22 protein-coding genes are annotated in these 24,914 nt (G+C 71.1%); 14 read left to right on the top strand and 8 right to left on the bottom strand.

Annotation, left to right across the window (positions count from 1 at the left end; genetic code table 11):
- Positions 1-42 precede the first annotated feature (42 nt).
- The 6 genes from CA984_RS18075 to CA984_RS18050 all read left to right on the top strand — a co-directional run bounded on the left by CA984_RS18075 (position 43) and on the right by CA984_RS18050 (position 6,800).
- Entirely contained in the window at positions 43-1,221 is a 1,179-nt protein-coding gene (locus CA984_RS18075) for an ROK family protein (protein WP_086573868.1), read from the top strand.
- Between the two features lie 137 nt (positions 1,222-1,358).
- The gene (locus tag CA984_RS18070) at positions 1,359-2,843 is read left to right on the top strand and encodes a sulfatase family protein (RefSeq protein WP_086573866.1); all 1,485 of its coding nucleotides are present in this window, start codon (positions 1,359-1,361) and stop codon (positions 2,841-2,843) included.
- A 2-nt stretch (positions 2,844-2,845) separates the two neighbouring features.
- Entirely contained in the window at positions 2,846-3,688 is an 843-nt protein-coding gene (locus tag CA984_RS18065) for an ABC transporter permease (protein WP_086573864.1), read from the top strand.
- Entirely contained in the window at positions 3,685-4,488 is an 804-nt protein-coding gene (locus tag CA984_RS18060) for an ABC transporter ATP-binding protein (RefSeq protein WP_165781308.1), read from the top strand. Before CA984_RS18065 ends, CA984_RS18060 begins: the two co-directional genes overlap by 4 nt.
- Positions 4,485-5,492 (top strand): aliphatic sulfonate ABC transporter substrate-binding protein, encoded by a 1,008-nt coding sequence (locus tag CA984_RS18055; protein WP_086573861.1) that lies wholly within the window; start codon positions 4,485-4,487, stop codon positions 5,490-5,492. The genes CA984_RS18060 and CA984_RS18055 overlap by 4 nt, the downstream gene beginning before the upstream one ends.
- A 195-nt stretch (positions 5,493-5,687) precedes the next feature.
- The gene (locus CA984_RS18050; protein ID WP_086573859.1) at positions 5,688-6,800 is read left to right on the top strand and encodes an ABC transporter substrate-binding protein; all 1,113 of its coding nucleotides are present in this window, start codon (positions 5,688-5,690) and stop codon (positions 6,798-6,800) included.
- Between the two features lie 314 nt (positions 6,801-7,114).
- Here the strand turns inward: CA984_RS18050 and CA984_RS18045 are convergent, their stop codons facing one another.
- Genes CA984_RS18045 through CA984_RS18035 form a run of 3 tightly spaced genes read right to left on the bottom strand, consistent with a single transcriptional unit; the run spans position 7,115 to position 10,380 of the window.
- Positions 7,115-8,653 (bottom strand): hypothetical protein, encoded by a 1,539-nt coding sequence (locus tag CA984_RS18045; RefSeq protein WP_086573856.1) that lies wholly within the window; start codon positions 8,651-8,653, stop codon positions 7,115-7,117.
- A 24-nt stretch (positions 8,654-8,677) separates the two neighbouring features.
- The gene (locus CA984_RS18040; RefSeq protein WP_086573854.1) at positions 8,678-9,511 is read right to left on the bottom strand and encodes a carbohydrate ABC transporter permease; all 834 of its coding nucleotides are present in this window, start codon (positions 9,509-9,511) and stop codon (positions 8,678-8,680) included.
- A complete protein-coding gene (locus CA984_RS18035) occupies positions 9,508-10,380 on the bottom strand; it encodes a carbohydrate ABC transporter permease (RefSeq protein WP_242676023.1) in 873 nt (290 codons plus the stop codon). The genes CA984_RS18040 and CA984_RS18035 overlap by 4 nt, the downstream gene beginning before the upstream one ends.
- 319 nt (positions 10,381-10,699) lie before the next feature.
- Here CA984_RS18035 and CA984_RS18030 point away from each other — a divergent pair, with 319 nt between their 5' ends.
- The 6 genes from CA984_RS18030 to CA984_RS18005 are packed head-to-tail and all read left to right on the top strand — an operon-like array spanning position 10,700 to position 18,121.
- Positions 10,700-11,995 (top strand): ABC transporter substrate-binding protein, encoded by a 1,296-nt coding sequence (locus CA984_RS18030; protein WP_086573850.1) that lies wholly within the window; start codon positions 10,700-10,702, stop codon positions 11,993-11,995.
- Complete coding sequence (locus CA984_RS18025) at positions 11,979-13,007, top strand: Gfo/Idh/MocA family protein (protein WP_086573848.1); 1,029 nt, start codon at positions 11,979-11,981, stop codon at positions 13,005-13,007. The genes CA984_RS18030 and CA984_RS18025 overlap by 17 nt, the downstream gene beginning before the upstream one ends.
- 1 nt (position 13,008) lies before the next feature.
- Positions 13,009-15,150 carry a heparinase II/III family protein gene (locus CA984_RS18020; RefSeq protein ID WP_086573846.1) on the top strand — a complete coding sequence of 714 codons (2,142 nt, stop codon included), beginning with the start codon at positions 13,009-13,011 and terminating at the stop codon, positions 15,148-15,150.
- Positions 15,151-15,160: 10 nt separating this feature from the next.
- Positions 15,161-15,904 carry an amidohydrolase family protein gene (locus CA984_RS18015; protein ID WP_242676022.1) on the top strand — a complete coding sequence of 248 codons (744 nt, stop codon included), beginning with the start codon at positions 15,161-15,163 and terminating at the stop codon, positions 15,902-15,904.
- Positions 15,901-16,737 carry an amidohydrolase family protein gene (locus CA984_RS18010; protein WP_086573841.1) on the top strand — a complete coding sequence of 279 codons (837 nt, stop codon included), beginning with the start codon at positions 15,901-15,903 and terminating at the stop codon, positions 16,735-16,737. The genes CA984_RS18015 and CA984_RS18010 overlap by 4 nt, the downstream gene beginning before the upstream one ends.
- Positions 16,738-16,789: 52 nt before the next feature.
- Positions 16,790-18,121, top strand: a complete 1,332-nt coding sequence (locus CA984_RS18005; RefSeq protein WP_133061701.1) for a transcriptional regulator — start codon at positions 16,790-16,792, stop codon at positions 18,119-18,121.
- 3 nt (positions 18,122-18,124) lie between these two features.
- Here the strand turns inward: CA984_RS18005 and CA984_RS18000 are convergent, their stop codons facing one another.
- The 5 genes from CA984_RS18000 to CA984_RS17980 form a co-directional block, all read right to left on the bottom strand.
- The gene (locus CA984_RS18000) at positions 18,125-18,865 is read right to left on the bottom strand and encodes an SIS domain-containing protein (protein WP_086573835.1); all 741 of its coding nucleotides are present in this window, start codon (positions 18,863-18,865) and stop codon (positions 18,125-18,127) included.
- Complete coding sequence (locus CA984_RS17995; RefSeq protein WP_086573832.1) at positions 18,862-20,166, bottom strand: hypothetical protein; 1,305 nt, start codon at positions 20,164-20,166, stop codon at positions 18,862-18,864. Before CA984_RS17995 ends, CA984_RS18000 begins: the two co-directional genes overlap by 4 nt.
- Positions 20,163-21,188, bottom strand: coding sequence for a BadF/BadG/BcrA/BcrD ATPase family protein (locus tag CA984_RS17990; protein ID WP_165781307.1), 1,026 nt, complete (start codon positions 21,186-21,188; stop codon positions 20,163-20,165). The genes CA984_RS17995 and CA984_RS17990 overlap by 4 nt, the downstream gene beginning before the upstream one ends.
- Positions 21,189-21,256: 68 nt before the next feature.
- The gene (locus tag CA984_RS17985) at positions 21,257-22,348 is read right to left on the bottom strand and encodes a helix-turn-helix domain-containing protein (RefSeq protein WP_086573826.1); all 1,092 of its coding nucleotides are present in this window, start codon (positions 22,346-22,348) and stop codon (positions 21,257-21,259) included.
- Positions 22,349-22,365: 17 nt separating this feature from the next.
- Positions 22,366-23,226, bottom strand: a complete 861-nt coding sequence (locus CA984_RS17980; protein ID WP_242676021.1) for a fumarylacetoacetate hydrolase family protein — start codon at positions 23,224-23,226, stop codon at positions 22,366-22,368.
- 136 nt (positions 23,227-23,362) lie between these two features.
- Here CA984_RS17980 and CA984_RS17975 point away from each other — a divergent pair, with 136 nt between their 5' ends.
- Positions 23,363-24,664, top strand: coding sequence for an aspartate aminotransferase family protein (locus tag CA984_RS17975; protein ID WP_165781306.1), 1,302 nt, complete (start codon positions 23,363-23,365; stop codon positions 24,662-24,664).
- Between the two features lie 22 nt (positions 24,665-24,686).
- On the top strand, positions 24,687-24,914 hold a 228-nt coding region (locus CA984_RS47235; RefSeq protein WP_207620920.1), incomplete at its 3' end, for a hypothetical protein.

Here is a 24,914-nt window from a genome sequence, read left to right as displayed (position 1 = left end):
CGAAGAGTTGACGATATTTACCGATCTCGTCATGATGCTCCCATGGACAAGCCCGCCGACGCGCTGCAGAGACTCCGCCGCGTGCACGAGGACGCCGCCGTTGCCGTGCTGCGCTCGGCCGGGGCGCTGAGCCGCGCCGAGCTGACCCAGCGCACCGGGCTCTCCCGCACCACCCTGTTCTCGATCATCTCCGAGCTGATGGAGCGCGACGCCGTCGTGGAGGTCGAGGCGCCGCCCGCCGAGCCGCGCGGGCGGGGGCGCCCCGCCGCGCTCATCGCCCTCAACCCCAGCGCCGGCCTGCTGATAGGGCTCGACGTGGGCCGCAGGCGGGTCCGCCTGGCCATCGCCAACGTCGCGCACGAGATCATCGCGACCGGGATGGCGGACATCCCGGCCGGCGCGGACGCGCCGGCGCAGGCCGAGGCGGCCGTGCGGCTGGTGCGGCGGGTGGGGGAGGAGCACGGCATACGGCTCGGCGCGCTGGAGGCGATCGGCCTCGGGCTCGTCGGCATCGTCGACGACCCCTCCCTGCCCGCCAGCACCGTCCCCGCCCAGCACGCCCCGGTCGCGCGGCGGCTGGCCGAGGAGTTCGGGGTACGGGTCGCGGTCGACAACAACGCGCGGCTGGCCGCGCTGGCGGAGAGCACCTGGGGCGCGGCCCGCTCGGTCGGCGACCTGGTCTACGTCCGCTGGTCGGTCGGTGTGGGCGGTGGTTTCGTGGTGGGCGGACGGCTGCTGCGCGGGGCGCACGGCGCGGCGGGCGAGATCGGCCACGTCTCCCTCGATCCCGAGGGGCCGCCCTGTCACTGCGGTGGCCGGGGCTGCCTGGAGCGGCGCATCGGCAGTCAGGCGCTGCTGGAGGTCTGTGCGGCGCGCGGAATCGCGCTGACCGGCCTCGACTCGCTGGTCGCCGCGGCCCAGGACCGGGTGCCGGGGGTCTGCGAGGTGATCTCGGAGGCCGCCGCCGACCTGGGGCGGATCCTGGCCGACACCGTCGTCCAGCTCGATCCCGAACGCGTCGTCGTGGGCGGCGAGTTCGCCTCGCTGGGCAGCCTGGTGCTCGACCCGATCCGCCAGGCGATCGACGGGCTGGCGCTGCCGAAGATCGGGCGCCGCATCGGGGTGACCCCCGCCGACCTGGGGGTGAACGCCTCGGCCATGGGGGCGATCGCCTTCCTGCTGAACGAGGAGCCGGCGATCCCCGGACACCTGCGTCCCTGAGTTCCCGCAGGCCTTCGGAGGAATTTAACTCCACAAATAGGCACATATCCTGCAAGAACGATCAATAACACCCTCTTGCGGACGATGTCGACGAGCATTAATGTCAACCCTCAGGAAAAATAGCGATCGGAGAACGAGTGTCCACACGCAACGTCCTGTTCCTGATGACCGATCAGCATCGGGTCGACACGCTCGGGTGCTACGGCAACCCGGTGGTGCGCACTCCCGCGCTGGACGGCCTGGCGGCGGAGGGCACCCGGTTCGATCGCTTCTACACGCCCACCGCGATCTGCACCCCGGCGCGCGCCTCCCTGTTCACCGGCCTGCATCCTTTCCGGCACGGCCTGCTGGTCAACCCCGAGCGCAACGGCGGCGCCCGCGACGAGGTCGACGACGCCCACCCGATCCTGTCGGCGCCGCTGCTCGAGGCGGGCTACAACATGGGCCACGTCGGCAAGTGGCACATCGGGCGCGAGCGGGGCCCCGAGTTCTACGCCATGGACGGCGAGCACCTGCCCGGCGCGCTCAACCCCTTCCACCACCCCTCCTACGAGCGGTGGCTCAAGGAGAACGGCCACCCGCCGTTCGCGGTGCGCGAGGCGGTCTTCGGCAAGGCGCCCAACGACTCCGGGCGCGGCCACCTGATCGCGGGCCGCCTCCAGCAGCCCGCCGAGGCCACGATGGAGGCGTTCCTGACCGACCGGACCCTGGAGCTCCTCGAAGGCTACGCCCGCGACTTCCACGACAGCGGCAAACGGTTCATGCTCTCCTGCCACTGGTACGGCCCGCATCTGCCGTACCTCATCCCGGACGAGTACTACGACATGTACGACCCGGAGCAGGTGCCGCTGCCGGCCTCGATGGCCGAGACCTTCGCCGGCAAGCCCGACGTCCAGCGCCGCTACGCCGAGTACTGGTCGGCCGACCACTTCGACGCCGACGCCTGGCGCAAGCTGATCGCGGTCTACTGGGGCTACGTCACGATGATCGACGACCAGATCGGCCGCCTGCTCGCCGCGCTGCGCGAGCACGGTCTCTGGGACGACACGGCCGTGGTCTTCACCGCCGACCACGGCGAGTTCACCGGCGCCCACCGGCTCAACGACAAGGGCCCGGCGATGTACGAGGACATCTACCGCATCCCCGGCATCGTCCGCGTGCCCGGCGCCCCGGCCGGGGCCGTCGACGAGTTCGCCACGCTGATCGACCTCAACCCCACGATCCTCGGCCTGGCCGGGCTGCCGCCCCGCGAGCCCTGCGACGGGGAGAGCCTGCTGCCGTTGATCGAAGGTGAGGCCACCGAGTGGCGGCAGGAGGTGGTCGCCGAGTTCCACGGCCACCACTTCCCCTACTCCCAGCGGATGATCCGCGACCGGCGGCACAAGCTGGTCTTCAACCCCGAGAGCGTGAACGAGCTCTACGACCTGGAGACCGACCCGCACGAACTGCACAACGTCTACTCCGCCCCCGCCTACGCCGGGGTGCGGCGCGAGCTCACCGGGCGGCTCTACCGCGAGCTGCTGCGGCGCGGCGATCCCGCCTACACCTGGATGAGCTACATGGCCGACATCGACGGCGACCGGGCCGCCGACGTCGACGGCGTGGCCAGCGAGGTGGCCTGAGCATGGCGACTGTGAGGAAAGACGCGGCGGCCCCCGCCGCACGGGAGGCGGCCGTCACCGGGAAGGGCCCCGTGCCCCCCGGGAAGGCCCGTTCCCGGACGAAGCGCTCGACGCTGCCGCTGACGATCGGTTCCGGCCTGCTCGGCCTGCTCATCTGGGTGGTGCTGGCCAACATCGGCATCCAGGGCTTCCCCGGCCCGCTGGAGGTGGCCGAGCGCGCCGTGACGTCGATCGGCGACGGCACGCTCCTGGGTGACGCCCTGGCCAGCCTCCGCCGGGTGCTGACCGGTTTCGTGCTCGGCGTCGCGCTCGCCGTGCCGGTCGGCTTCCTGATGGGCTGGTACCCGGTGATCCGGGGCCTGATCGAGCCGTGGCTCCAGTTCTTCCGCATGGTCCCGCCGCTGGCGATCATCCCGCTGGCCATCGTGCTCATGGGCATCGACGAGACCCCCAAGATATTCGTGATCTTCCTGGCCTCGTTCCTGTCGTCGGTGGTCTCCACCTTCCAGGGCGTGGTCTCCGTCGACTCCACGCTGATCAACGCGGCCAGAGTCCTCGGCGCGAAGGACCGCACCGTCTTCACCGGGGTGGTCGTCCCCGCCTCCACACCCTTCATCCTCGTCGGCATGCGCATCGGCCTCGGCGCCTCCTGGGCCACGGTGGTGGCCGCCGAGCTGATCGCCGCCCAGGAGGGGCTCGGATACCGCATGCAGCAGGCCCAGCTCTACTACGACCTTCCGACGATCTTCGTTCAGCTGATCGTCATCGGCCTCATCGGCCTCATCATGGACCGCGCGCTGCTCCTCGCCGAGCGTCGCCTGACGAACTGGCAGGAGCGGAGGTGAGCCCGGTGGTCTCCGGTGCTCCGAAGATCGAGTTCCGTGACGTCTCGCACAGCTTCGCCCTGGGCGGCGGGGAGTTCGCCGCGCTGGACAGGGTGAACCTGGACATCGCCGACGGCGAGTTCGTCACCGTCGTCGGCCCGTCCGGCTGCGGCAAGAGCACGCTGATGAACGTCGCGGCGGGCCTGCTGGAGCCGGACGCGGGGGAGGTGCTGGTGGACGGGGAGCCCGTGCACGGGCCCAGCCCGCAGCGCGGGGTGATCTTCCAGCAGTACGCGCTCTTCCCCTGGATGAGCGTCAGGAAGAACGTCGAGTTCGGCCTGAAGATCGCCGGTGTCGGGGCCGCCGAGCGCCGCCGCAGGGCGGAGCGGTTCATCGACATGGTGGGGCTCACCGACTTCGCCGACGCGCTTCCGAAGACCCTGTCCGGCGGGATGAAGCAGCGCTGCGCCATCGCCCGCGCCTACGCGGTCGATCCCACGATCCTGCTGATGGACGAGCCGTTCGGCGCCCTCGACGCGCTCACCCGGGTCCAGCTCCAGGACCGGCTGCTGGACACCTGGAGCCGGGAGCGCCGCACGGTGCTGTTCATCACCCACGACGTGGACGAGGCGGTCTACCTGGCCAACCGGGTGATCGTCATGGCCGCCCGGCCCGGCCGGGTGCACCGCGTGATCGACGTCGACCTGCCCTATCCGCGTACGGAGGAGATCCGCCTGTCGCCGGAGTTCGCCGAACTCCGGCGGGAGGTCTGGCACTCCGTCTACCACCAGCCCACCCCCATGGAAAGGACCTCGTCATGAGGTATCCCCGCCGGCTGATCGCGTCCTTCGGCGCCGCCCTGGCCCTGCTCCTCCCCGCCGCCGCCTGCGGCTCCTCCGACTCCGCCGAGAGCGCGGACGGCGCCAAGAAGGTCTCCTTCGGCTACATCGCCGACTTCTCCGGCAGCGCGACCCTCGCCGCCGCCGACAAGCTGGGCCTGTGGGCCAAGCAGGGCCTCACGCCCGAGCTGAAGGTCTTCACCAACGGCCCGCTGCAGATCCAGGCCCTGGGCGCGGGCGACCTCGACTTCGGCTACATCGGCTCCGGCGCGACCTGGCTGCCCGCCTCCGGGAAGGCGAAGATCGTCGCGGTGAACATGCTCGGCCTGGCCGACCGGGTCATCACCCACGCCGGCTCCGGCATCACCTCGATCGCCGACCTGAAGGGCAAGAAGGTCGGCGTGCCCGAGGGCACCTCCGGCGACATGATCCTGCAGCTCGCCCTCAAGGAGGCGGGCCTCACCCCGGCGGACGTGCAGAAGGTCACCATGGACGCGAGCACGGTGGTCACCGCGTTCTCCTCCAAGCAGGTCGACGCCGCCGCCATCTGGTACCCGCTGATCGACACCATCAAGAAGAACGTCCCCGACCTGGTCGAGCTGAAGAAGAGCGAGGACTTCTACCCCAAGCTGAGCTTCCCCAGCTCCTTCGTCGCCCGCAACGAGCTGGTCAAGGACGACGCGGCGACGGTGACCAAGGTGCTCAAGGTCATCCAGGAGGCGAACGACTGGGTGGCGGCCAACACCGCCGAGGCCGAGACGCTCACCGCGACCTTCCTGAAGGTCCCGGCCGAGCAGTTCAAGGGAGCCTCGGCCGTCACGAAGATCCTGCCCAGCGCCGAGCTCGCGAAGTTCGGCGACGACGGCACGGTCGGCGGCTGGTACAAGGGCCTGGCCGACATCTTCGTCACCATGGGCAAGATCAAGGAATCTCCCGACCCCGCCACCTACTACACCGCCGACCTCTACAAGGCGGCCCTCGGCTAGTGTCCCGAGCCGCCGGGCGTCCGGCGGCGAGGTTCTCCAAGGCAGTCCCCGGGAAGGCCCGGGACCAGCGCTCCAGGCGTCGGTCCCGGGCCTTCCCCGCGTGAGTGGGAGCGACTGGAGCCGTCGCTGCCGGTGGGCAATACTCTGCGATCCGGGCAAACTGCCACCGAATCATCACGCGGGAGACGCCAACGTATGGATACGCCACCATCGCCACTTGCAGCGGAGCGGCCTGAAGGATCAGCCGTCCGGATCGGCGCTCTCGTTCCGCTGACCCGGCCTGGCTGGGTCGAGGCGGGGCAACACTTGCTCGCTGGACTTGAGCTGGCCGTTCGCGAAGTCAATGACGCCGGCGGGATCGTCGGAAGACCACTCGAACTGGTGGTCCGAGACACCGCGGCTGATCCGCAGAAGGCCGCGGCGGCCGTGGACGAATTGGCTCGCCTGGGCGTGGCCGCCTTGGCGGGGGAATATCACAGCGTCGTCGCTCGCGCCGCCGCCGTCAGGGCCGATGCCCTCGGCCTGCCGTTCCTCTGCTCGTCAGCGGTTCTCGACGTGCTCACCGAACAGCCGACGGAATGGGTCGCGCGCCTCGCCCCGGCGCAGTCCCACGGCTGGCGGATCTACGCGGACTTCCTCCTCGGCGAGGGCCACAGCCGGATCGCCGTAGCGGCCGAATCGAGTGTCTACTGGGCGTCTGGCACCCGTATCCTGCGGGACTACCTCGCCTCCCGCGGCGGAACCGTCATCGAACTCGACATGCGCGCGCTCACGCCCACGGCCGTGTGCGACGAACTCCTCGACAATCGCGCGACAGCCCTCCTTCTTCTGGTCGGCCACCCGGAACCGGCAGTGTCGATCGTCAGGTCCGTCCGCCGCGACCGGCGTCTCGCCGAGATCATGATCGGTGCTCCGGCCGGGCAACCGGAGTTCGCCGAATGGGCGACGGTGCTGGGCGACGACGGCGCCGCGATCCCGTTCCTGCGCTATCTGCCCGAGCGTCTCAGCCGGCTGGGTGCACGAGTCGAGACGGCCCTCCGCGAGCGGCTAGGCGAAGCGCCCTCTTTCGTCGCTTTCGAGGGCTACGACACGGTCGCCGTCCTCGCCGATGTGCTGCGCTCTCACGGTGTGGACCGGGCGCGCACCGCCGAATCCTGGCCTCGCGTTGCAGTCGAAGGCACCCGCGGGCAGATCCGGTTCTCCCGCACGCCGGGCATCAGCGTCTGGCAATGGGCTTGGACGCCGGTCCAAGTCGTCGATCGAGATCCGGCGGCGCCCGATCGTTTTCGGATCCTCCACGCCGGCTGAGAGCACGGAGGTCCGACTGCCCAGATCTGTCCGAACGTGAGGCTGTCTGCCTGCCTACGCGTCAGTACCGAGGTCTGTTGCGACCGTGCCGGTCACAGCCGCTCATCGATGGCTGCGACCAGCACGGTCACGTGATGGCGGACGGCGAGCTCGTCGTACCGTGTGGCGACCGCGGATCACCGCGTCCCACGGACCGTGATCATCTACGACCTTGATTCACTTTCGCGACAGACTTCGGACGCGTCCCACCGGCCCGCCGGCCCGTCCACGGGATGTCAGCCCATACGCCGGCCGGCGGCACGATCGGCCGCCTCTCAGCCCCTCCGGCGGGCGTGCCAGTTGAGGTAGGCGACGCAGAGCAGCGTGGAGCCGTACTGCGACTCGACGGCGTGGTCGTCGTAGACCGCGCGGGCATGGGTGAAGAGGGCCTCGTCCCACTGGGCCACCGGCATCCAGCGGGGAGCCTGGAGGTACTGCCCGGCGGCGGCCAGGGCGCCGGTGCCGTCGACCCGGACGAGGGTGGTCGCCACACCGTTGTCGGAGGTCGCGAGGTTCTTGGTGTAGGTCCGGGCGAAGCGCTCCATGTCGCGGCCCCTGTAGTGGATCTTCCGGCGGAAGGCCAGCGCGGCGAACTCGACGTCGATCGCGCCGTGGCTGAGGTCCTCGACCTGCTGGGCGCCCTTGCCCGGAGATCCGTACGACGGGGTGTACTCGGAGACGTCGTCGGCCTTGGTGTAGCCGTTGTACATCTTGCCGAACGTCGGCCAGTACGGCCAGACGTAGGCGTCGTCCGCGTCGACCCTCAGGTCCCCGGAGAACGCGCGGGCCAGACGGCGGGTGCGGTCCAGGTAGGTGGGGTCGCCGGTCGCGGCGGCCAGCTCGGCGTAGGTCTGGCCCAGCCCGAGACTCTGGTTGATGGGTTGTTCCGTGCCGTCGTAGGGGACGGGCATCCCCTTGGGCCAGATGAAGTGGCCGAGCCCGGCGTCGTTCTGCACCCACTCGCGGTCGTGGACGGCCGCGGCGTCCCGGACGGCCGCGAGGTACTCGTCGGCCTTGGCCTTGTAGCGCCGGTCGCGGCGCAGGCCCGGGGTGCGGTAGACGATCCGCACGAACGACGCCAGCGGGTAGGTGATCATGCCGGTGTGCACGGAGAAGTGCGCCGGCGAGGCGGCCAGCCTGGCCGTCCCCAGGGCGGGGATCGGGCCCGCGGCCGGCGAGTCCCTGAGGTCGCGGACGGTCACCATGGTCGCCGACGGGTAGGCGTCGAGGACGCGGCGCACGACGTAGTCGGGGCCGGCCGGGTCCATGGTGAGGTTGGCGAAGGTGGAAACCTTGGCCTTCGGGGCGTTGGCCACCTCCAGGGTGAACCGGTCCTCACTCGTGCCCGCCCGGACGGTCGCGACGGCGTCGTCGACGTTGGCCAGCGCGCTGCGCACCTCCAGCAGCGGCTGCCCGGCCGGATCGAGCAGGGTGACGCCTCCGGCGGTGTAGCTCCGGTTGCGCCAGACGGGCAGCGAGAGGCCGCGGTAGTCGGCCACGCCCCGCTCCGAGTCGCGCATGGCCAGCATGAGATCGGCGTTGTGGATGAGCCGGTCCAGGTAGGAGGTGTCCTGGTAGGCCTCGTACATCCGGATGAAGGCGGCGAGCGCGTAGGACTGACCCCAGCCCAGGCCGCCCTGCTCGTTGTGGTCGGTCGGCTGGCCGACGGCGCCGCTGGAGTGGAAGACCTTGTCGAACAGGTCGAAGGTCTCCCTGGCCGTGTAGTCGTGGCCCGCGGCGGCGCGGGCCGTACCTGTGGTGCCGAGAACTCCCAGGGCGAGAGATCCCAGCGCGAATTGCCTGCGTGACAGCATTGCTCGACCACCTTTCGCGCGACGTCAGCCCTTGACCGCGCCGCGCATGCCTTCGAGTACGTGACGTTGCATGATCATGAAGAAGATGACGACGGGCAGGATCGAGATGACCGTCCCGGCGGCGAGGCTGCGGACGTCGGTGCCGGTGACGCCCGCGAGGTAGGAGATCCCCAGCGCGATCGGGTACATCGCGGAGTCCTTCAGCACGACCATCGGCCAGATGAAGCTGTTCCAGACCGAGATGAAGCCGAAGATGCCGAGGATCGCCAGGGTGGGACGAGCGGCGGGCAGCATGACGTGCCAGAAGATCCTCAGCTCGTGACAGCCGTCGGTGCGGGCGGCGTCGATGACCTCGCGCGGCACGCCCGCGAAGGTCTGGCGGAGCAGGAAGATCCCGAAAGCCGACAGCAGCCCCGGCAGGATCACGCCCGCGTAGGTGTCGGCCAGGCCGAGCTGCGAGACCACCAGGAAGCGGGGGAGGAGCATGACCTCGCCAGGCAGGAACATCGTCGACAGGATGGCGAAGAAGATGAGGTTCTTGCCGCGGAAGTTCATCTGGGCGAGCGGGTAGGCGCACAGCGCGGAGACGATGATGTACACGGGCACCATCACGCCGACGTAGACGACCGAGTTGAGCAGGTAGGTCGGGTACGGGATGGTCGTCCACGCCTCCTTCACCCAGGTCAGGACCGGGGGCCGGGGGATGACGTCGGGAGGGAAGGAGAAGACGGCCTGGCCGGCGGGCTTGAAGGCGGCCGAGAGCAGGATCAGGAACGGGCCGACGAAGACGAGGGCGATCGCGGTCAGCAGGACGTACATGCCCGCGCGCCGCAGCCAGAAGGCGAGCTTGGGCGTCATGGCGTGACCGTCCTTCCCTTGGTGATCCGGTAGTTGGCGAGCGCCATGAGGATCAGGAGGACCCACAGGACGAGGCCCATGGCGCTGGCGTAACCCATGTCGTACTTCTGGAAGGCCGCCGACCAGATGTAGTAGCCGAGGGTGAGGGTGGAGTCCTGGGGGCCGCCCTGGGTCATCACGTAGACGGACGTGAAGACCTGCATCGCCTCCAGCATCTCCATGGTCAGCGTGACCGCGATGTAGGGGACGATCAGCGGGACGGTGATGTGGCGCAGCCGGTGCCAGGCCGAGGCGCCGTCGACCTTGGCGGCCTCGTAGAGGTTCGTGGGGATGGTCTGCAGCCCGGCGAGATAGATCATCATGAAGACGCCCATGCTCTTCCAGCCCTCGACGAGGACGAGGGCCGGAAGGGCCCACACGGGGTCGAGGAGATACTGGATCGGCTGGTCGAGGACGCCGAAGCCGGTGAGGATCCAGTTGAGCACGCCCTGCTGGTTGAAGACGTACTCCCAGGCGACGCCGACCGCGACCATCGAGGTCACGACGGGCAGGTAGTAGAGCATCCGGAACGTCTTGATGCCCGGCAGCCGCTGGTTGACGAGTACGGCCAGCAGCAGCGGGATGACGACGAGCAGCGGGAACATCCCCACCAGGAACAGCAGCGAATTGCCCAGGCCGGTCCAGAACCTGTCGTCGCTCATGAGCCGGGCGAAGTTGCCCGCGCCCACGAAGACCGGCTCGGAGATCGCGTCCCAGTCGAAGAACGACAGCTGGATCGCGGTGATCGCCGGCCACGCGAAGAAGACCCCGAACAGGATCAGGGCGGGCAGCGGGAACAGGTAGGGGGTGTACCAGCGCTGCCCCGGCAACCTGCCGGACCGTGGCGCTCGTACGTCGCGTTTTCTGCGGCCACGCCGCGCCGGGGCCGCCGAAGGCGCGTGGCTCTCTTGTACGTGTATGGCCATCGGCGCTAACACCCTTCAGCGCGAATTTGTGAGGGCCGTAGATTAGATAACGGCAGGCCAGAATTCCGGGAGCGTATCTTTGCCGAATCGCGTTCGTCAAGGGTGAACAGGCTGGCCGGATCAGTTGTGAGCGAGATGGATCGAGGGGCTTGACGGGTCGTGGCCGGGCTGACATTGTGCCGAAAGAATGCTTTAAGGACGGCCGCAATTCAGGAGGCTCGTAATGACTCCACCCAGGACGGCGTTAGCGGCAGGGCTGCTGGCGCTGGCGGTTCTCACCACCGGCTGTGTGGCGGGCACCTCCGCCGGCGCCCCCTCCGCCGCGGCCGACCAGCCGTTCGAGGGTGAGGTCGAATTCTGGACGATCAACCTGAAGAAGAACTTCAACGACTATGTCACCGGGCTGATCACCCAGTACCAGAAGGACCACCCCAAGGTCACCGTCAAGTGGGTTGACGTGCCCGGCCAGGACAGCGCGACCAAACTGCTCGCGGCCATGGCCAGCGGCGACGTGCCCGACGCGGTCAACCTGGGCTCTCCCGACCTCGGCAGGTTCATCCCGTCGCTGGCGCCGATGGACGACTACTTCAAGCCGGAGGAGCTGGCCGACTTCCAGCCGAACCTGGTGGCGCCGCTGCGCCAGGACGGCAAGCTCTACGGGGTGCCCTGGTACAACGGCGGCGCCCCGGTGGCGATGTACCGCAGGTCGGTCGTGTCCAAGGCCGGCTTCGACGAGAAGGCGCCGCCGAAGACCTACGACGAGGCGCTGGCCCTGGCGGCCAAGGTCTACGACGAGACCAAGGTCTACGGCATCAACGAGATCCCCGGGCCGTCCGTCGTCTCCGTGCTGCGCTACTACGGGGTCACGCTGCTGTCGGAGGACCGGAAGAAGGCGGCGTTCAACACCCCCGAGGTCGCCGCGATCATCGAGAGGTTCAAGAAGAGCTACGACGAGCACGGCATCGCGCCGGGCTCCGTCTCCAAGGACGTCCGCGCCCTCCCGCAGAGCCTCGACAACGGCCAGGTCGCCTTCACGGCCAGCGCCAACGGCTCGACCCTGGTCAACATCCAGAAGAACGCCCCCGACATCTACAAGGACCTCGTCGTCACCGAGCCCGTCCAGACGGCCGGCGGCGGCTATCTGCTCAACGCCCAGCAGACGTTCACGATCCCCAAGGCCTCCAAGCACAAGAAGGCGGCGGCCGAGTTCATCAAGTTCTTCACCAACGGCGCCAACCAGCTCGCCTTCTGCAAGATCGTGCCGATCTACCCGTCGACGATCTCCTCGACGAAGGACCCCTTCTTCACCGGCACCGGCGGCACCGAGCCGATGGACGTCGCCCGCCAGGTGATCGTCAAGGGGCTGCCGAAGCTGGAGTACACACCGATGGGCACGGCCAAGGACACCGAGCTCGCCGAGTCCCTGGCGGAGGAGATCCGCGCCGTGTTCCAGGGACAGAAGAGCGTGAAGGACGCGCTCGACACCGCAGAGAAGAATTGGAATGACGCTCTTGTCTAAGCTACGAGTCGGCATCGTGGGCGCCGGGATCATGGGCCGCGGGCACGCCGAGGTGCTGGCGGCCCATCCGTACGCCGAGATCACCGCCGTGGCCAGCCGTACCCGGGAGCACGCGGAGGAACTGGCCGGGCGGGTGGGAGCCACCGTCCACCTCGACTACCAGGAGTTGCTGGCCTCCGGCACGGTCGACGCGGTGTCGATCACCACGCCCGACCACCTGCACGCCGACGTGATGGTGGCGGCGGCCGAGGCGGGCGTCCACATCCTGGTGGAGAAGCCGTTCACCACGACGGTGGCCGACGCCGACCGCGCGCTCGCGGCGATCCGGCGGGCGGGCGTGGTCGCGATGTGCCTGTTCAACCACCGCTGGGTGCCCGCCTACGCCCAGGCCAAGGACCAGATGCCCCTGCTGGGGGAGGCGGTCGTGGGCTACGCGAGGAAGAACGACACGATCCACGTGCCCACCGAGATGATCGGCTGGGCGGATCGGACGACCTGCGCCTGGTTCCTGTCCAGCCACGACATCGACCTGGTGACCTGGCTGTTCGACGACGAGGTGGTCGAGGTCTTCGCCACGGCCCGCCACGGCAAGCTCCGGGCGATGGGCGTCGACACCCCCGACGCCATGCAGATCCAGGCCCGGTTCAGCCGGGGCGCCACCGCCACGTTCGAGTCGGCCTGGATCTATCCCAACACCTTCCCGACCATGGTCGACAGCTACGTCACCGTGGTCGGAGAGGACGGCGTGGTCCAGCTCGACCGGCAGCGGGAGAACATCCAGCTCGCCACCGACAAGGGCTACACCTATCCCCGGAACATGCTCCAGCGCGTCGTCCACGGCATTCCGGCCGGCGCCTACCGCGACGCCATCGAGCACTTCGTGCACTGCGCCCGGACGGGAACCGAGCCGCTGATCACGGTTGAGAGCTCCCGCCACGTCACCGCGGTGCTCGCCGCCGCGCACGAGTCCGCGCGGACGGGCCTGCCGGTGAAGGTCGCGGGGAGGGACTGACGTGCAGTACGTGGAGAAACCGCCACACATCGATCCCGTGCGGATGCGTCACATCACCGATGAGGACCTGCTCGCGGCGACCGGGACCGCGACGGTGGAGGAGCTGCGCCGCCACCTGTCCACCAGGACCGGCCCCCGGCCGGTGTTCGACGTCGCCCGCTGGGCGGCGGCCATGTCCGGGACGGAGGCCGCCGCGCAGGCCGTCGCCGCCGCCGACGAGCTCCTCGGCGCCGAGGTCGACTTCCTGGACAGGGGCCGCGGACGGTCCAGGCTGTACGGGTTCCACTACCTGAGGTGGATGTCGCCGCTGGTCTCGGCCTACGCGCTGACCGGCGACCCGGCCTACGCCAAGGAGTGGGACCGGCTGTTCGGCCAGTGGTACGACAGCCGGGACCACGTGGCCGGCGACTGGCCCGGTCTCGACGTCATCTGGTACTCCCTCGGCGTCTGGGCGCGCTCCTCCCTGGTCACCCAGGCCCTGGCGGTCTTCGGCGAGGAGCCCGCGCTCAGCCGCGAGGGCTGGCTGCGGATGGTGAAGACCATCCTCGGCGGCGCCCGCTGGGCGGCCGAGGAGCACGACGAGTTCCGGCAGGGCAACTGGCAGTTCGCGTGCGCGTCCGAGCTCCTGCACGTCGCCGCGGTCTTCCCCGAGTTCGGCGAGGCAAGCGGCTGGGCCGAGGTCGCCAAGGCGCGGATCCTCGACCACCTCGAACTCGACGTCCGGGCCGACGGCGGGCACCACGAGCGCTCTCCCGGTTACCACAGCATGTGCGTCGAGGCCGTCCAGCGGGCCGCCGTCATCGGCGAGCAGTACCTGGGCTGGGACCTGGCCGGCCACCCGAAGGTCCGGGCCATGCACGACTGGTACGTCGCGCTCGTCACCCCCGCCGGGTGGATCCCCCACCTGCAGGACAGCGGCCTGTTCTGGCCCGCCGCACACCTGCTGCGCGGCCACTACCTCCTCGGCGACGCCGGCTACGAGGCGCTCGCCCGGCGCTGGTTGACGCCCGAGCAGCTACGCGGCGAGCTGGCGTGGCTGCCGCCCCGCCCGGACGGCGCGCCCGTGCCCGCTCCGGCGGGCGAGCCCGACTCCTCCTCCCGCACCCTGGACACCAGCCGGTACGCGGTCTTCCGCACGGGCTGGGAGGCCGACTCGCTGCACACGGTGGTGAACTACGGGCCGTTCGTCGGCCACGAGCTGGAGCCGCACAGCCACCACGCGGCGCTGGACTTCGTGCTGTCCGGCTGGGGCGTTCCCCTGGCGTGGGAGGCGGGCGGCCCGCCCTCCTACGACGATCCCGGCTACTACGACTGGTACCAGGCGACCCGCGGGCACAACACGGTGCTCCTGCCGGGTGAGGACTTCGCCGCCGACCGGGACGCCACCTGCGACACGTTCGCGGCCCTGCCGCACGTCGACGTGTTCGCGGGCCACCACCACGGCTACCCCAAGCGGCACGACCGGCGGATCGTCTTCGTCCGCGACTCCCCGTCGTACTGGCTGGTGACCGACGAGATCGAGGACGGCCCGGAGGCCGTCTGGCAGGTGCACGGCCGCTCACCCTGGACGGAACGCGCCGGAGGGCACGCCAACGTGCGGGGCCCCGGCCTCTACGTGCTCCCCGCCGACCCCGAGGCGGTCACGGGTGTCCTGCACGGCACCGGGCCGAGCCGGATCCCCGACCCCTCGACCGGGACCGCCGAGTACGGCGAGGTGCACACCCTCGGCCTGCGTCAGCGGGCCGGGACGTTCACGGTCGGTCTCTTCCCCTACGCCGAGAACCCTCCGGCGGTACGGCTGCGCGGCGGCGAGGTCTCCCTCGGCGGCGTCGTCGACGCCTTCTCGGGCCACCAGTGGACGCGCTGCGACACCGGGGGCGTCCTGCTCGCCGCCGCCTGCTGGGGCCCCTCCCTCGTCCACGACGGGATCGCCCTGGTCGAGGCCCGGGGACTGGTCGCGGCCGACGTCACTTACCGCGGGGGGTTCGCCGCGGTGGTGGACACCGACCGGTGCGCCGAGCTGAGGGTCCACGCCCCCGGCGTGACCAGGCTCGCGCTCAACGGGGTACGGCTGCGCCCGGGCCTCACGGTCACCCTCCCCTCGTCCGGCCGCTGGCACCTGGAAGCAGCGGCCGATGAGTAGCCGAGGGCCCGTGCTGATAGACACCGACGCGATGCTGGGCCGCCATCCCGCGCGCGACGTCGGCGCGGGCACCGTCGCGGAGGCGCTGGCCGGGATGGACCGCTTCGGCATCTCCGAGGCGCTGGTCGGGCACACACTGTCGTGGCTGCACGACCCCCGCACCGGCAACCAGGCGCTGCTGGAGCTGGTCGCCGGCCAGCCCCGGCTGCACCCGTGCTGGGTGATGCTCCCCGACACCTGCGGGGAGACGGGCACCCCGGCGGAGTTCGTGACCGCCGCCCTGGAGAGCGGGGTCCACGCGGTGCGCGCCTACCCCGCCGACCACGGCTACGACCTCGCGGGCGTGGACGCGGCGCCGATGCTCGACGCGGTCGCCGGAGCCGGGCTCCCCCTTCTCCTCGACGCCGCCCAGATCACGTGGCCGCAGGTGGAGGCGGTCTCCGCGGCCCGCCCGCACCTCGCGATCGTGGTCGGCGGGCTCGGCTACCGCGTCCTGCGCCAGGCGGCCGGCGTCCTGGCCCGCACGGAGAACGTCCACCTGGGGCTGGCCAACCTCTCCTCGCACTGCGGTCTGGAGTGGCTCGTCGAGCGGTTCGGCGAGCAGCGGCTGATCTTCGGCACCGGCGCGCCCACCCGTGACCCGGCCGAGGCGGTCACCCGGCTGCTCTGGTCGGAGCTCGACGACGGCGCGGTGGCGGCGATCGGCGCGGGAAACCTGCGGAGCCTGCTCCGCAAGAAGGCGAGAGCAGCGTGAACCCCCTCACGTCCGCCCTGTGGGAGCGCCGTCCCCAGCACAGCCTGCGGATCGTCGACGCGCACGCCCACGCCGGGCCGTACAGCCTGTTCTTCATCCCCGAGGCGGGGCCGGCGGCGATGGTCAGGGTGATGGACCGCTGCGGGGTGTCGCACGCCGTCCTCTCCAGCCACCTGGCGATCCAGCTCGACGCCGCGGCGGGCAACGCGGCGACCGCCGAGGTCGTCGGCCACGCCCCCGGCCGGTTCACCGGCTACCTGACCGTCAACCCGTGGCAGGACCCGGTGGGGGAGATCGAGAAGTGGGGCGCCGACCCCCGTTTCGGGGGTGTCAAGCTCCACCCGGACCTGCACGTCTACCCGCTCACGGGCCCGAGGTACGCGCCGGTGTGGGAGTTCGCGCAGCGCACCGGCTGCCCGGTGCTCACCCACACCTACGACGGCTCGCCGTACAACGACCTGCCCATGGTGGAGGAGATGGCCGTCCGGTACCCGGGGGCGGTGATCCTCGCCGGGCACGCGGGCGCCACCCCGCTGGGGTTCGACGCGGCCATCGGGGTGGCGCAGCGCCGTCCGGGGGTGGTGCTGGAGGTGTGCGGGTCGTACAACACCGGCGCCGACCTCGCCCGCATGGTGCGCGAAGTTGGTCCGCGGCAGGTGGTGTTCGGCTCCGACTTCCCGTTCATCGACCTCCGGATGTCGCTCGGACGGGTACTCTTCAGTGATCTCAGTGACGACGCCAGAGCCGCTGTGCTCGGTGGAACGATGACCGATCTGCTCCAGTGGCGGGACAACGCCCGGCGAGCACGTTCCAGTCAGGTGACCGCACCCTGAGCGCGATTTATCATCCCGATGGGGGCGACTCGGATAAGGAGTGATGTCGGTCATGGAGCGGCTACGGTCCGAGACGCGATCGAGGGTGACGATCGGCGTCGTGGGGCCGCACGACCTGGTCGAGCAGATCATGTCGATCGGAGCGGATCTGCCCGCGGCCGCGGACTGGCGGCTGGTCGGCGCGCCGCACGCGGAGGAGCACGAGACATACGAGAAGTTCTGCAAGATCGCCGACAGTATCGACGTCGTCCTCTTCACCGGGCCTCTCCAGCACGACCTGGCCCGGCAGTCGGGTGAGCTGCCGGTGCCCGCGACGTTCGTCCCGGTCAACGGCTCCGGCCTCTACTCCAGCCTGCTGCGGGGCGTGCTCAGCCACGGCATCGACCCGGCCAGGGTGAGCATCGACTCGATCTCCGCCGCGGACGTGCGCGAGGCCTACGGCGAGATCGGCGTGAGCACCGACCACGTCCACCTGTCGGAGTACGACCAGCCGGAGTCGGCGCGCGGCTTCATCGGCTTCCACGAGAAGCTCTACCGGCAGGGGGACACGACCGCGGCGCTGACCACGATCAGGACCGTGGCCAAGAAGCTGGCCGCGGCCCAGGTGCCCGTGCTGCGGATGCTGCCGACCCCGCACACGTTGCGGCTCGCGCTCAACACCGCCGCGCTCCTCGGGACGGGCAGCCGGCTGGAGGAGTCGCAGATCGCCATCGTCCTGGTGGAGCTGGCYGCCTCGGCCCGGCCCAGCTATTCGGGGCCGGGCAACTACTGGCAGCAGGAGCTGAAGCTCTCGCTGCAACAGGCGCTGCTGGCCGAGGCCAGGCTGATGGGCGCCACCGTGGTTCCGCGCGACGAGAACAGCTACGTGGTCACCGCCACCGTCGGCTCGCTGTCACAGGCGACCGACGGCTTCCGGGCCGCGCCCTTCATCGACCGGATCCGCACCGACGTGGGCGTCGCGGTCGAGGTCGGCATCGGCCTGGGCAACACCGCCCGGGACGCCGACTCCAACGCGATGCTCGCGGTGGAGAAGGCGCGCAACGCCGACGCCACCGCGGCCTTCCTCGTCGGCCTGGACGGAACGGTGCTGTCCCTGCCGCTGCGCCGGCGACGCAAGGTCGAGGTGAGTGAGCCCGCGGTGACCTCGAAGGCGGCGAAGGTCCTGGAGCGGCTGGTCGAGAGGCTCGGAGACGGGCCCGAGGCGAGGGTGGTGGACGCCGAGATCGTGGCGGACATCCTGTCGATCGCCCCGCGCAGCGCGCGCCGGGTCCTGCAGGGCCTGGTGGAGGAGGGGCTGGCCTGGCCCATGCCGACCGTGCGCGCGGCTCAGGCCGGGCGTCCGCGGCAGCCGTACCGGCTGGTGATGGAGCGGTCGCTCCGCTAGCGGTCAGGCGTCGCCGAGCCGCACCCGCCGGCCGTACCCGGCCAGGAGCAGGTCGTTGTGGGCGTCGCCGCCGGGGGTGTTGGCCGACCTGAACACGGGCGGCGATCCGCCCGCGGCGACGTACCGGCCGGCCACCTCGGCGACCAGGAGCTGGGCGATCAGGACGCCGGTGAGGTTGGAGACCGGGCAGACGACGTCCCCGCCGGGCAGCTCCACGGTCGCGTCGCCGTACGGCGCGCCGTTGTCGATGACCACGTGGGCCAGGTCGGCGAGTCTCTCCCGCCCGGTGATCCGGCTCGTGTGCGCGCGGGAGGTGATGGCGATCACGCCATGCCCGCGGTCGGCGGCGAGGCGGGCCATCTCGACGACCGAGGCGTTGCCGCCCGAGTTCGAGATGATCACGAAGACGTCCTCCGGCCGGATGTCGGCCAGCTCCCAGATCCGCTCCGCCAGACCGGGCTCGCGCTCGACCTTCGGGTCGAGGATGGCCGCGGGGGCGGCGTCGCCGTAGTAGACGACGTCGCGGATGCCGAGCTGGTTGGCGGGGACCAGCCCGCCGGCCCGGCCCACCAGCTCCAGGGCGACCGACCTGGAGTGCCCGGTGCCGAACGCCTGGAGCACCCCGCCCGCTCGCAGCGCGTGGAAGACCAGCTCCCCGGCGCTCGCGATGGTCGCGTGCTCTTCGGTGAGCAGCCGGTCGACCGCCGCCCGCGCGATCTCCGCATACGCCGCCTGGCCGATCATGGGTCCTCCGGGGTGTCGAGGTCGTGCAGCAGGTCTGCGACGGTCGTGGCGAGGTATTCGGCGCTGCCGGGGGCGACCCGGCCGGCCAGCACCTCGTACTCCTGGCCGGCGTAGGCGGCGGCTGTCGGCAGGTAGCCCGGGTAGCCGTTGACGTAGCCCAGCACGAACGTCGGGTCCGGGCGCGTCCGGCGGACGGCCTCGCCCGTGGCGACGAAGGGCTCACCCGGCAGAGCGGCCAGCGCGAGCCCGCCGAGGCGCACGGCGCTCACCTCGGTGGTGATGGACGCCGGCTCCGGCGGCTTCCCGGCCGGCGGGCGGGCGGCGCCGGGTGCGGGCTCCGGGGTCGCCTCGATGAGGAGGCGGGCGCCTTCCAGGCGGCTCAGGGCCATGCGCGTGGCGGTCGTGTCGCCGGCGGTGCGGGACCGCTCGTGGGCGGCGCGCAGCTCGGCGAGCAGGGCGTGCGGGTCGGCGACCGAGGAGCGGCGGGCCAGGGAGCACCGCCGCGACGCCCAGCCGATCACGGAGCCGGGGGTCCAGGCCTCGGCGGCGGCGGGGGCGGCGTCGAGGAGTTCGGCGCAGCGATCGGCGACGAGGCCGCCGAGCCGGCCGAGTTCGGCGGTGTCCTGGCCCCGGCGGGTGTGCCGGGTGCTGATGTCGCCGGCCGTACCGGCCGCGACCAGGACCCAGACATCCGGTCCCAGCCGTGCCCGCACGGCCCCGCGCACCGCGCCGGTCAGGTCGGCGCTCACCAGGAGATTGCCCGGGGGCAGCACCGTGGGGTGAACGGGGAGCACGACCAGGACACCCTCCAGGCGGCCCGCCGGGTCCCGGACGGCCAGGACGTCCATCGGGACCGCGGGCTCGGCCGACGGCATGCCGCGGGCGGCGCCCACGTCGCGTAGCACGCCCTGGTGAGCCGAGCCCCTCGCGGGCCGTTCGGCGGCCATCGCGCGCGCGAGGGCGGTGCGGGTGGCTCCGACGATCCGGTCGAGCCAGGGCTGTGGCGTCGGCCCGCCACCGGGCACGCACCCGGTCTCCGGGCCCGCGTGGGTGTGCGTCGCGGCCAGCCACAGCTCGCAGGTCGCCGAGACCGCCTGCCTGGCCTGCCGGGAGAGGTCGTCGTTGACGCATATCACGTCCGCGACCGCCAGCGCGAAGCGCCGTCGCCCGTCGGACCAGGTGATCACGCCCACCTGCAGCGGATCGAGCTCGCCGGCCGAGTCACCGGGCCGGTCGAGGTAGCCGCCCATCGGCGTGCCGGGAGGGACGGGCAGGCGGGCGGCCCCGTACCCGACCCTCATCGCTCCACCGTCCGGATGAGCGTCCGGTAGTGGCCGGGCCGGGAGGTGGCGGCGAGGAGGGCGGCGCCCGCGAGGCCGTCGCCCTCCGGGGGCGCCGGCAGGGCCCGGGGCAGGCGGGCCGTCAGCTCGGTTTCGAAGGCCGCGCGCAGGGCCGGTGCGCGGAGCAGGCGGCCGGTCCAGGAGACGGGCACCGGCTCGTCGCCGGGGAGGGAGCGGGCGGCGGCGGCGACGCTTACCGCGAGCTCGCGGCCGGCCTCTTCGACGATCGCCCGCGCGGTCGCGTCCTCGCCGGCGAGGTCGAGCACGTGGACGGCGAAGCCCGCGACCTGGGCGACGGCGTCGGAGGACAGGTAGAGCCGCTGGGGCGCGGTTCCCAGATCGCCGAACACATGCCGGGCGCGGTCGGTGAGCGGTCCCGGGGTCGCGCGGCCGTCGAATCCCCGGTAGGCGGCGTCGAGGCCGCGCCGGCCGATCCAGAAGCCGCTGCCCGCGTCGCCGTACAGGTATCCCCAGCCGTCCACCTGCCGGGCGTGGCCGTCCGGGGCCACCCCCAGGGCGATCGCGCCGGTGCCCGCGGCGAGGACGACGCCGGAGCGCCCGGCGAAGGCGCCGGCGTGCGCGGTGACGACGTCGCTGGTGAGCAGGACGCGCCGGGCGCCGATCCCGGCGAACAGGCGCTCGGCCAGCTCCCGGTCGGCGGCGGGTCCGCCCAGCAGCGTGGTGAGCCCGAGGCAGACCGTGCCGACCGGGGCGTCCGGCGTCACCGGCAGGGCGGAGGCGGCCGTGGCCTCCGACGCCGGGGGCGGGGCCGAAGGGCCTGCGGCCTTCGGCAGGTCCGATGCCCCCGGGGCGACCGCCGGAGCCAGGGCCCGCCAGGCCGCCAGCACCTTCTGCGCGACGGCGTCGACCGTGAGTCCGCTCGCGTAGGCCAGGCCCGGTTCCTCGCGGGTCAGGAGTACCCGCCCGCCGGACGCGAGCCCGAGCCGCAGCCCGGTCTGTCCACCGTCGACCGCCAGTTCCATGCGAGACAGCCTAATTTCGGTGCAGCCCATAATTCAATACTTTGTGCAGTGGTTCAGGGATTTATTATTTATGGTCGCGCCCGATATGTCTGACGCCGATATTCGGTGGGTGAGCAGCCGACATGGCGCCGGAACACGCTCCGCAGGGCCTTCGCGCTCAGGTAGCCCGACTCGACGGCGACCGCGTCGACCGGCAGGGCGGAGGTGCTGAGCAGGGTCCGTGCGTGGCGCAGGCGCAGCCCGGTGAGGTGGCGCAGGAACGTGGTCCCGCGCTCCTCCGCGAACAGGTGCGAGATGTAGAAGGGGCTGGCGGAGATCGCCTCGGCGACCGTGGAGAGCCTGAGCCGGGGATCGGTGTAGTGCGCGGTCAGGTAGCTCTCGGCCATCGTCAGGATGTCCTTCGCGCCGTCGCTCGGCACCAGTCGCCTGACGGTCTCCTCCAGCCAGATGTGCAGGTAGGAGCGCTCGTGGATCTCGGTCACGGTGATCAGCCTCTCGACCGGCAGCCGGGCGCAGGCGTCCAGCCAGTCCGTTGAGCCGCCGGCGAGCCGGGAGCCGTTGACCACGTCGACGACGAACAGCAGCTCGCCCATGAGCCAGCTGTGCAGGGTCTTCGGGTCCAGGTCGCGTTCCTGCAGGCACCGGTCCACCCAGTTGGAGAGCAGTCCGGCCGCGCCGCCGACGTCGCCGACCTGGATCCGGCGGGCCAGCTCGGCCTCGATCCGCACGGGAGGCGGCGAGCCCGGCCGGTCCGGCGCGGGTGAGGTGATCACCTGGTCCCCGCCGAGCAGGAGCTTGTAGGAGTTCGTCCAGCGGGCGCCCCGCTCGGCCGCCGCGACCCCGCCCGGCCCGCTGTGCGGCGTGCCCAGGCTGACGGTCGCGGTGAGCTCGGTCTCGCCCACGATGCGGGTGCGCAGCTCCTCCGCCAGCCCGCCCGCCTCGGTCATGAGCGTGTGGGGGTCGTCGCCGGTCAGGAGCACGAGCCACTCGTCGGGAGGCGTCGGACGGCAGCTCGCCGTCGGTCGGCCGTACGTCACCGCCTGGACCGCCCGCCCGGCCCGGTCGAGCTGGTGGCGGGCCCACGGCTGCCCGCGCGATCGCCGCGAGGCGACGAAGTCATCGATGTCGACCAGCGCGGCGACCGTGAAGGGCGCGTTCATGCGCCGAATAATACTATTTAGGCGGTCCTAAATGTAACCCTGTTCACCAGCGTTCCGACGCCGGCCACCGTGGCCCGCATGACGTCGCCCTCCTGGAGCGGGGCGATCCCGGCGATGGTGCCGGTCGCGACGAGGTCGCCGGGCTCCAGCGTCATCCCGTCCGACAGGTCGGCGATCAGCTGGGGGATCCCGAACACCATCTGCTTGGTGTTCGCCCGCTGCCGCACCTGGCCGTCCACCTCCAGGCGGAGTTCGAGCGCCTGAGGGTCGGGCACCTCGTCCACGGTGGCGAGATACGGCCCCGCGGGGGCGAAGGTGTCGAACCCCTTGGCCTGGTCCCACGGCACGTTGCGGTCGATGTTCGCCAGCTGCAGGTCGCGGGCCGTCATATCGTTGATCACCGTGTAGCCGGCCACGGCTTCCCGCCAGCGCTCGGCCGGCAGGTCCCGGGTCACCGACCCGATGACGACGGCCAGCTCCACCTCGTGCTCCAGATGCCTCGTCCGGGCCGGAGCCACGACCGGGCGGTTGTGACCGGTCAGCGAGGACGGCGGCTTGAAGAACAGCACCGGCGAGGGCGGCACCTCCAGCCCGCTCTCCTCGGCGTGCTCCACGTAGTTGAGCGCCAGGCAGCAGATCTTGGTGCAGGTGGCCACCGGCGGCTCGAACAGCACCACCGACTCGTCGAGCAGCGAGGACGCGGTCGTCCAGAGCCGGTCCACCTCCTCGGTGAGCCGGTCGAGCCCGTACCGGTTGAGCAGCGCCACCGGATCGGAGGGCCCGTCAAGACCGGACAGGCTGAGAAGCTCGCCGCCCTCGCGCCAGGCCACGACTTCGACTTGGTCGGCGGGAGTCCGCCGGATACGCCCGAGAAACACGGCTATTCCTTCCTGAGGGTGGTGCCCCAGCTCACCAGCTCGGTCGGGACGTCACAAGAACCCATCCTTGCGATGACGACCTCTCCCTTGCGCTCTTCCTTGTCCGCGGTGGGCGGTGCGCCCTTTGATGGTCGTCATGACCCGCAACCTGGACGTCAGCCGCGACCTCTACTCCACCGCGCAGCAGTACCTGGCTGGAGGGGTATCCAGCGACGCTCGCCGTACCACCGGCGTCCCGCTCTACGTGGACCGCGCGCAGGGCGCGCGCCTCTGGGACGTCGACGGCAACGCCTACATCGACTACGTCCTGGGCCAGGGGCCCGCGCTGCTCGGGCACTGCCCGCCCGAGGTGGTCGAGGCGATCTCGGCCCAGGCCGCGCGGGGCATGGTCTACTCGGCCCAGCACGCGGCCGAGGTCCGGGTGGCCGAGCGGCTGTGCGCGATGGTCCCCTCGGCGGAACGGGTCCGTTTCAACACCGTCGGCTCCGAGGCGGTCCACGCCGCTCTCCGGCTGGCGCGCGGCTTCACCGGCCGTTCCAGGATCCTCAAGTTCGAAGGGCACTACCACGGCTGGCTGGACCCGGTCCTCTACAGCGTGCACCCCGCCCTGGACCTGGCCGGCCCGGCCGACGCTCCCGTCGCGGTGCCCGGTACGGCGGGCCAGCAGGAGGGCCACGGCGAGGACCTGATCGTCTGCCCGTGGAACGACCTCGACACCCTGACCCGCCTGATGGACCGGTACGGTGCCGAGATCGCCGCGGTGATCGCCGAACCGGTGCTCTGCAACACCGGGGCGATCCTGCCCGATCCCGGATACCTCCAAGCCGTACGGAAGCTCTGCGACCGGCACGGCAGCCTGATGATCTTCGATGAGATCATCACCGGTTTCCGGCTGGCGCCCGGCGGGGCGCAGGAGTACCTCGGCATCACCCCGGACCTGTCGGTGTTCGGCAAGGCCATGGCCGGAGGCATGCAGGTGTCGGCGCTCGTCGGGAAGGCGGCCGTCATGGACCACATCTCGACGGGGAAGGTCGCCCACGCGGGCACGTTCAACTCCCAGCCCGTCGGCATCGCGGCGGCCGAGGCGACGCTGCGCGTTCTCGACGAGCGGCGTGAGGAGGTCTACGGCACGCTGTTCGCCCGCGGCTCGGCACTGATGGAAGGCATCAGGGCCGAGGCGGAGAAGGCGGGCGTACCCCTGCTCGTGGACGGTCCCGGACCGGTCTTCCAGACCTACTTCACCGACGCCGGAGCGGTGCGCGACTATCGCGACTTCGCCGCGACCGACCGGGCGAAGATGGCCCGGCTGCACGCGGCGCTCCTCGACCGTGGCGTCAACATGGTGCCGCGTGGCCTGTGGTTCCTGTCCACCGCGCACACCGAGTCCGACATCGCCGCCACCGTCGACGCCTTCGCCGGAGCGCTCCGGGCGCTCTGAGACCGGGGGTGGTCTCGCGTTCATGGGGGCGCTGCTCCACCAGGTGGCGACGGCCGGCGGCGTCGCCACGAACTGGCTCGACATCGAAGGGGCCAGTCGGAACGCGCTGCCGATCCACTCGGTCGACGACGCGGTGACGTCGCGCGAACGGTTGTCGAGTGACCGGCCCGTCCACTCCGACGCCGGTTGCCGCCCCTGGCCCGCGCCGGAGGCCGCACCGCCGTTCCGTCCGGGCCCGGGTGGTCAAGGG

Source organism: Streptosporangium minutum (assembly GCF_002149035.1).
GTDB classification, from domain to species: Bacteria; Actinomycetota; Actinomycetes; order Streptosporangiales; family Streptosporangiaceae; genus Streptosporangium; species Streptosporangium minutum.
Note: the sequence above shows the minus strand (reverse complement) of the source record. Positions and strands in the feature narration are given on the sequence as shown.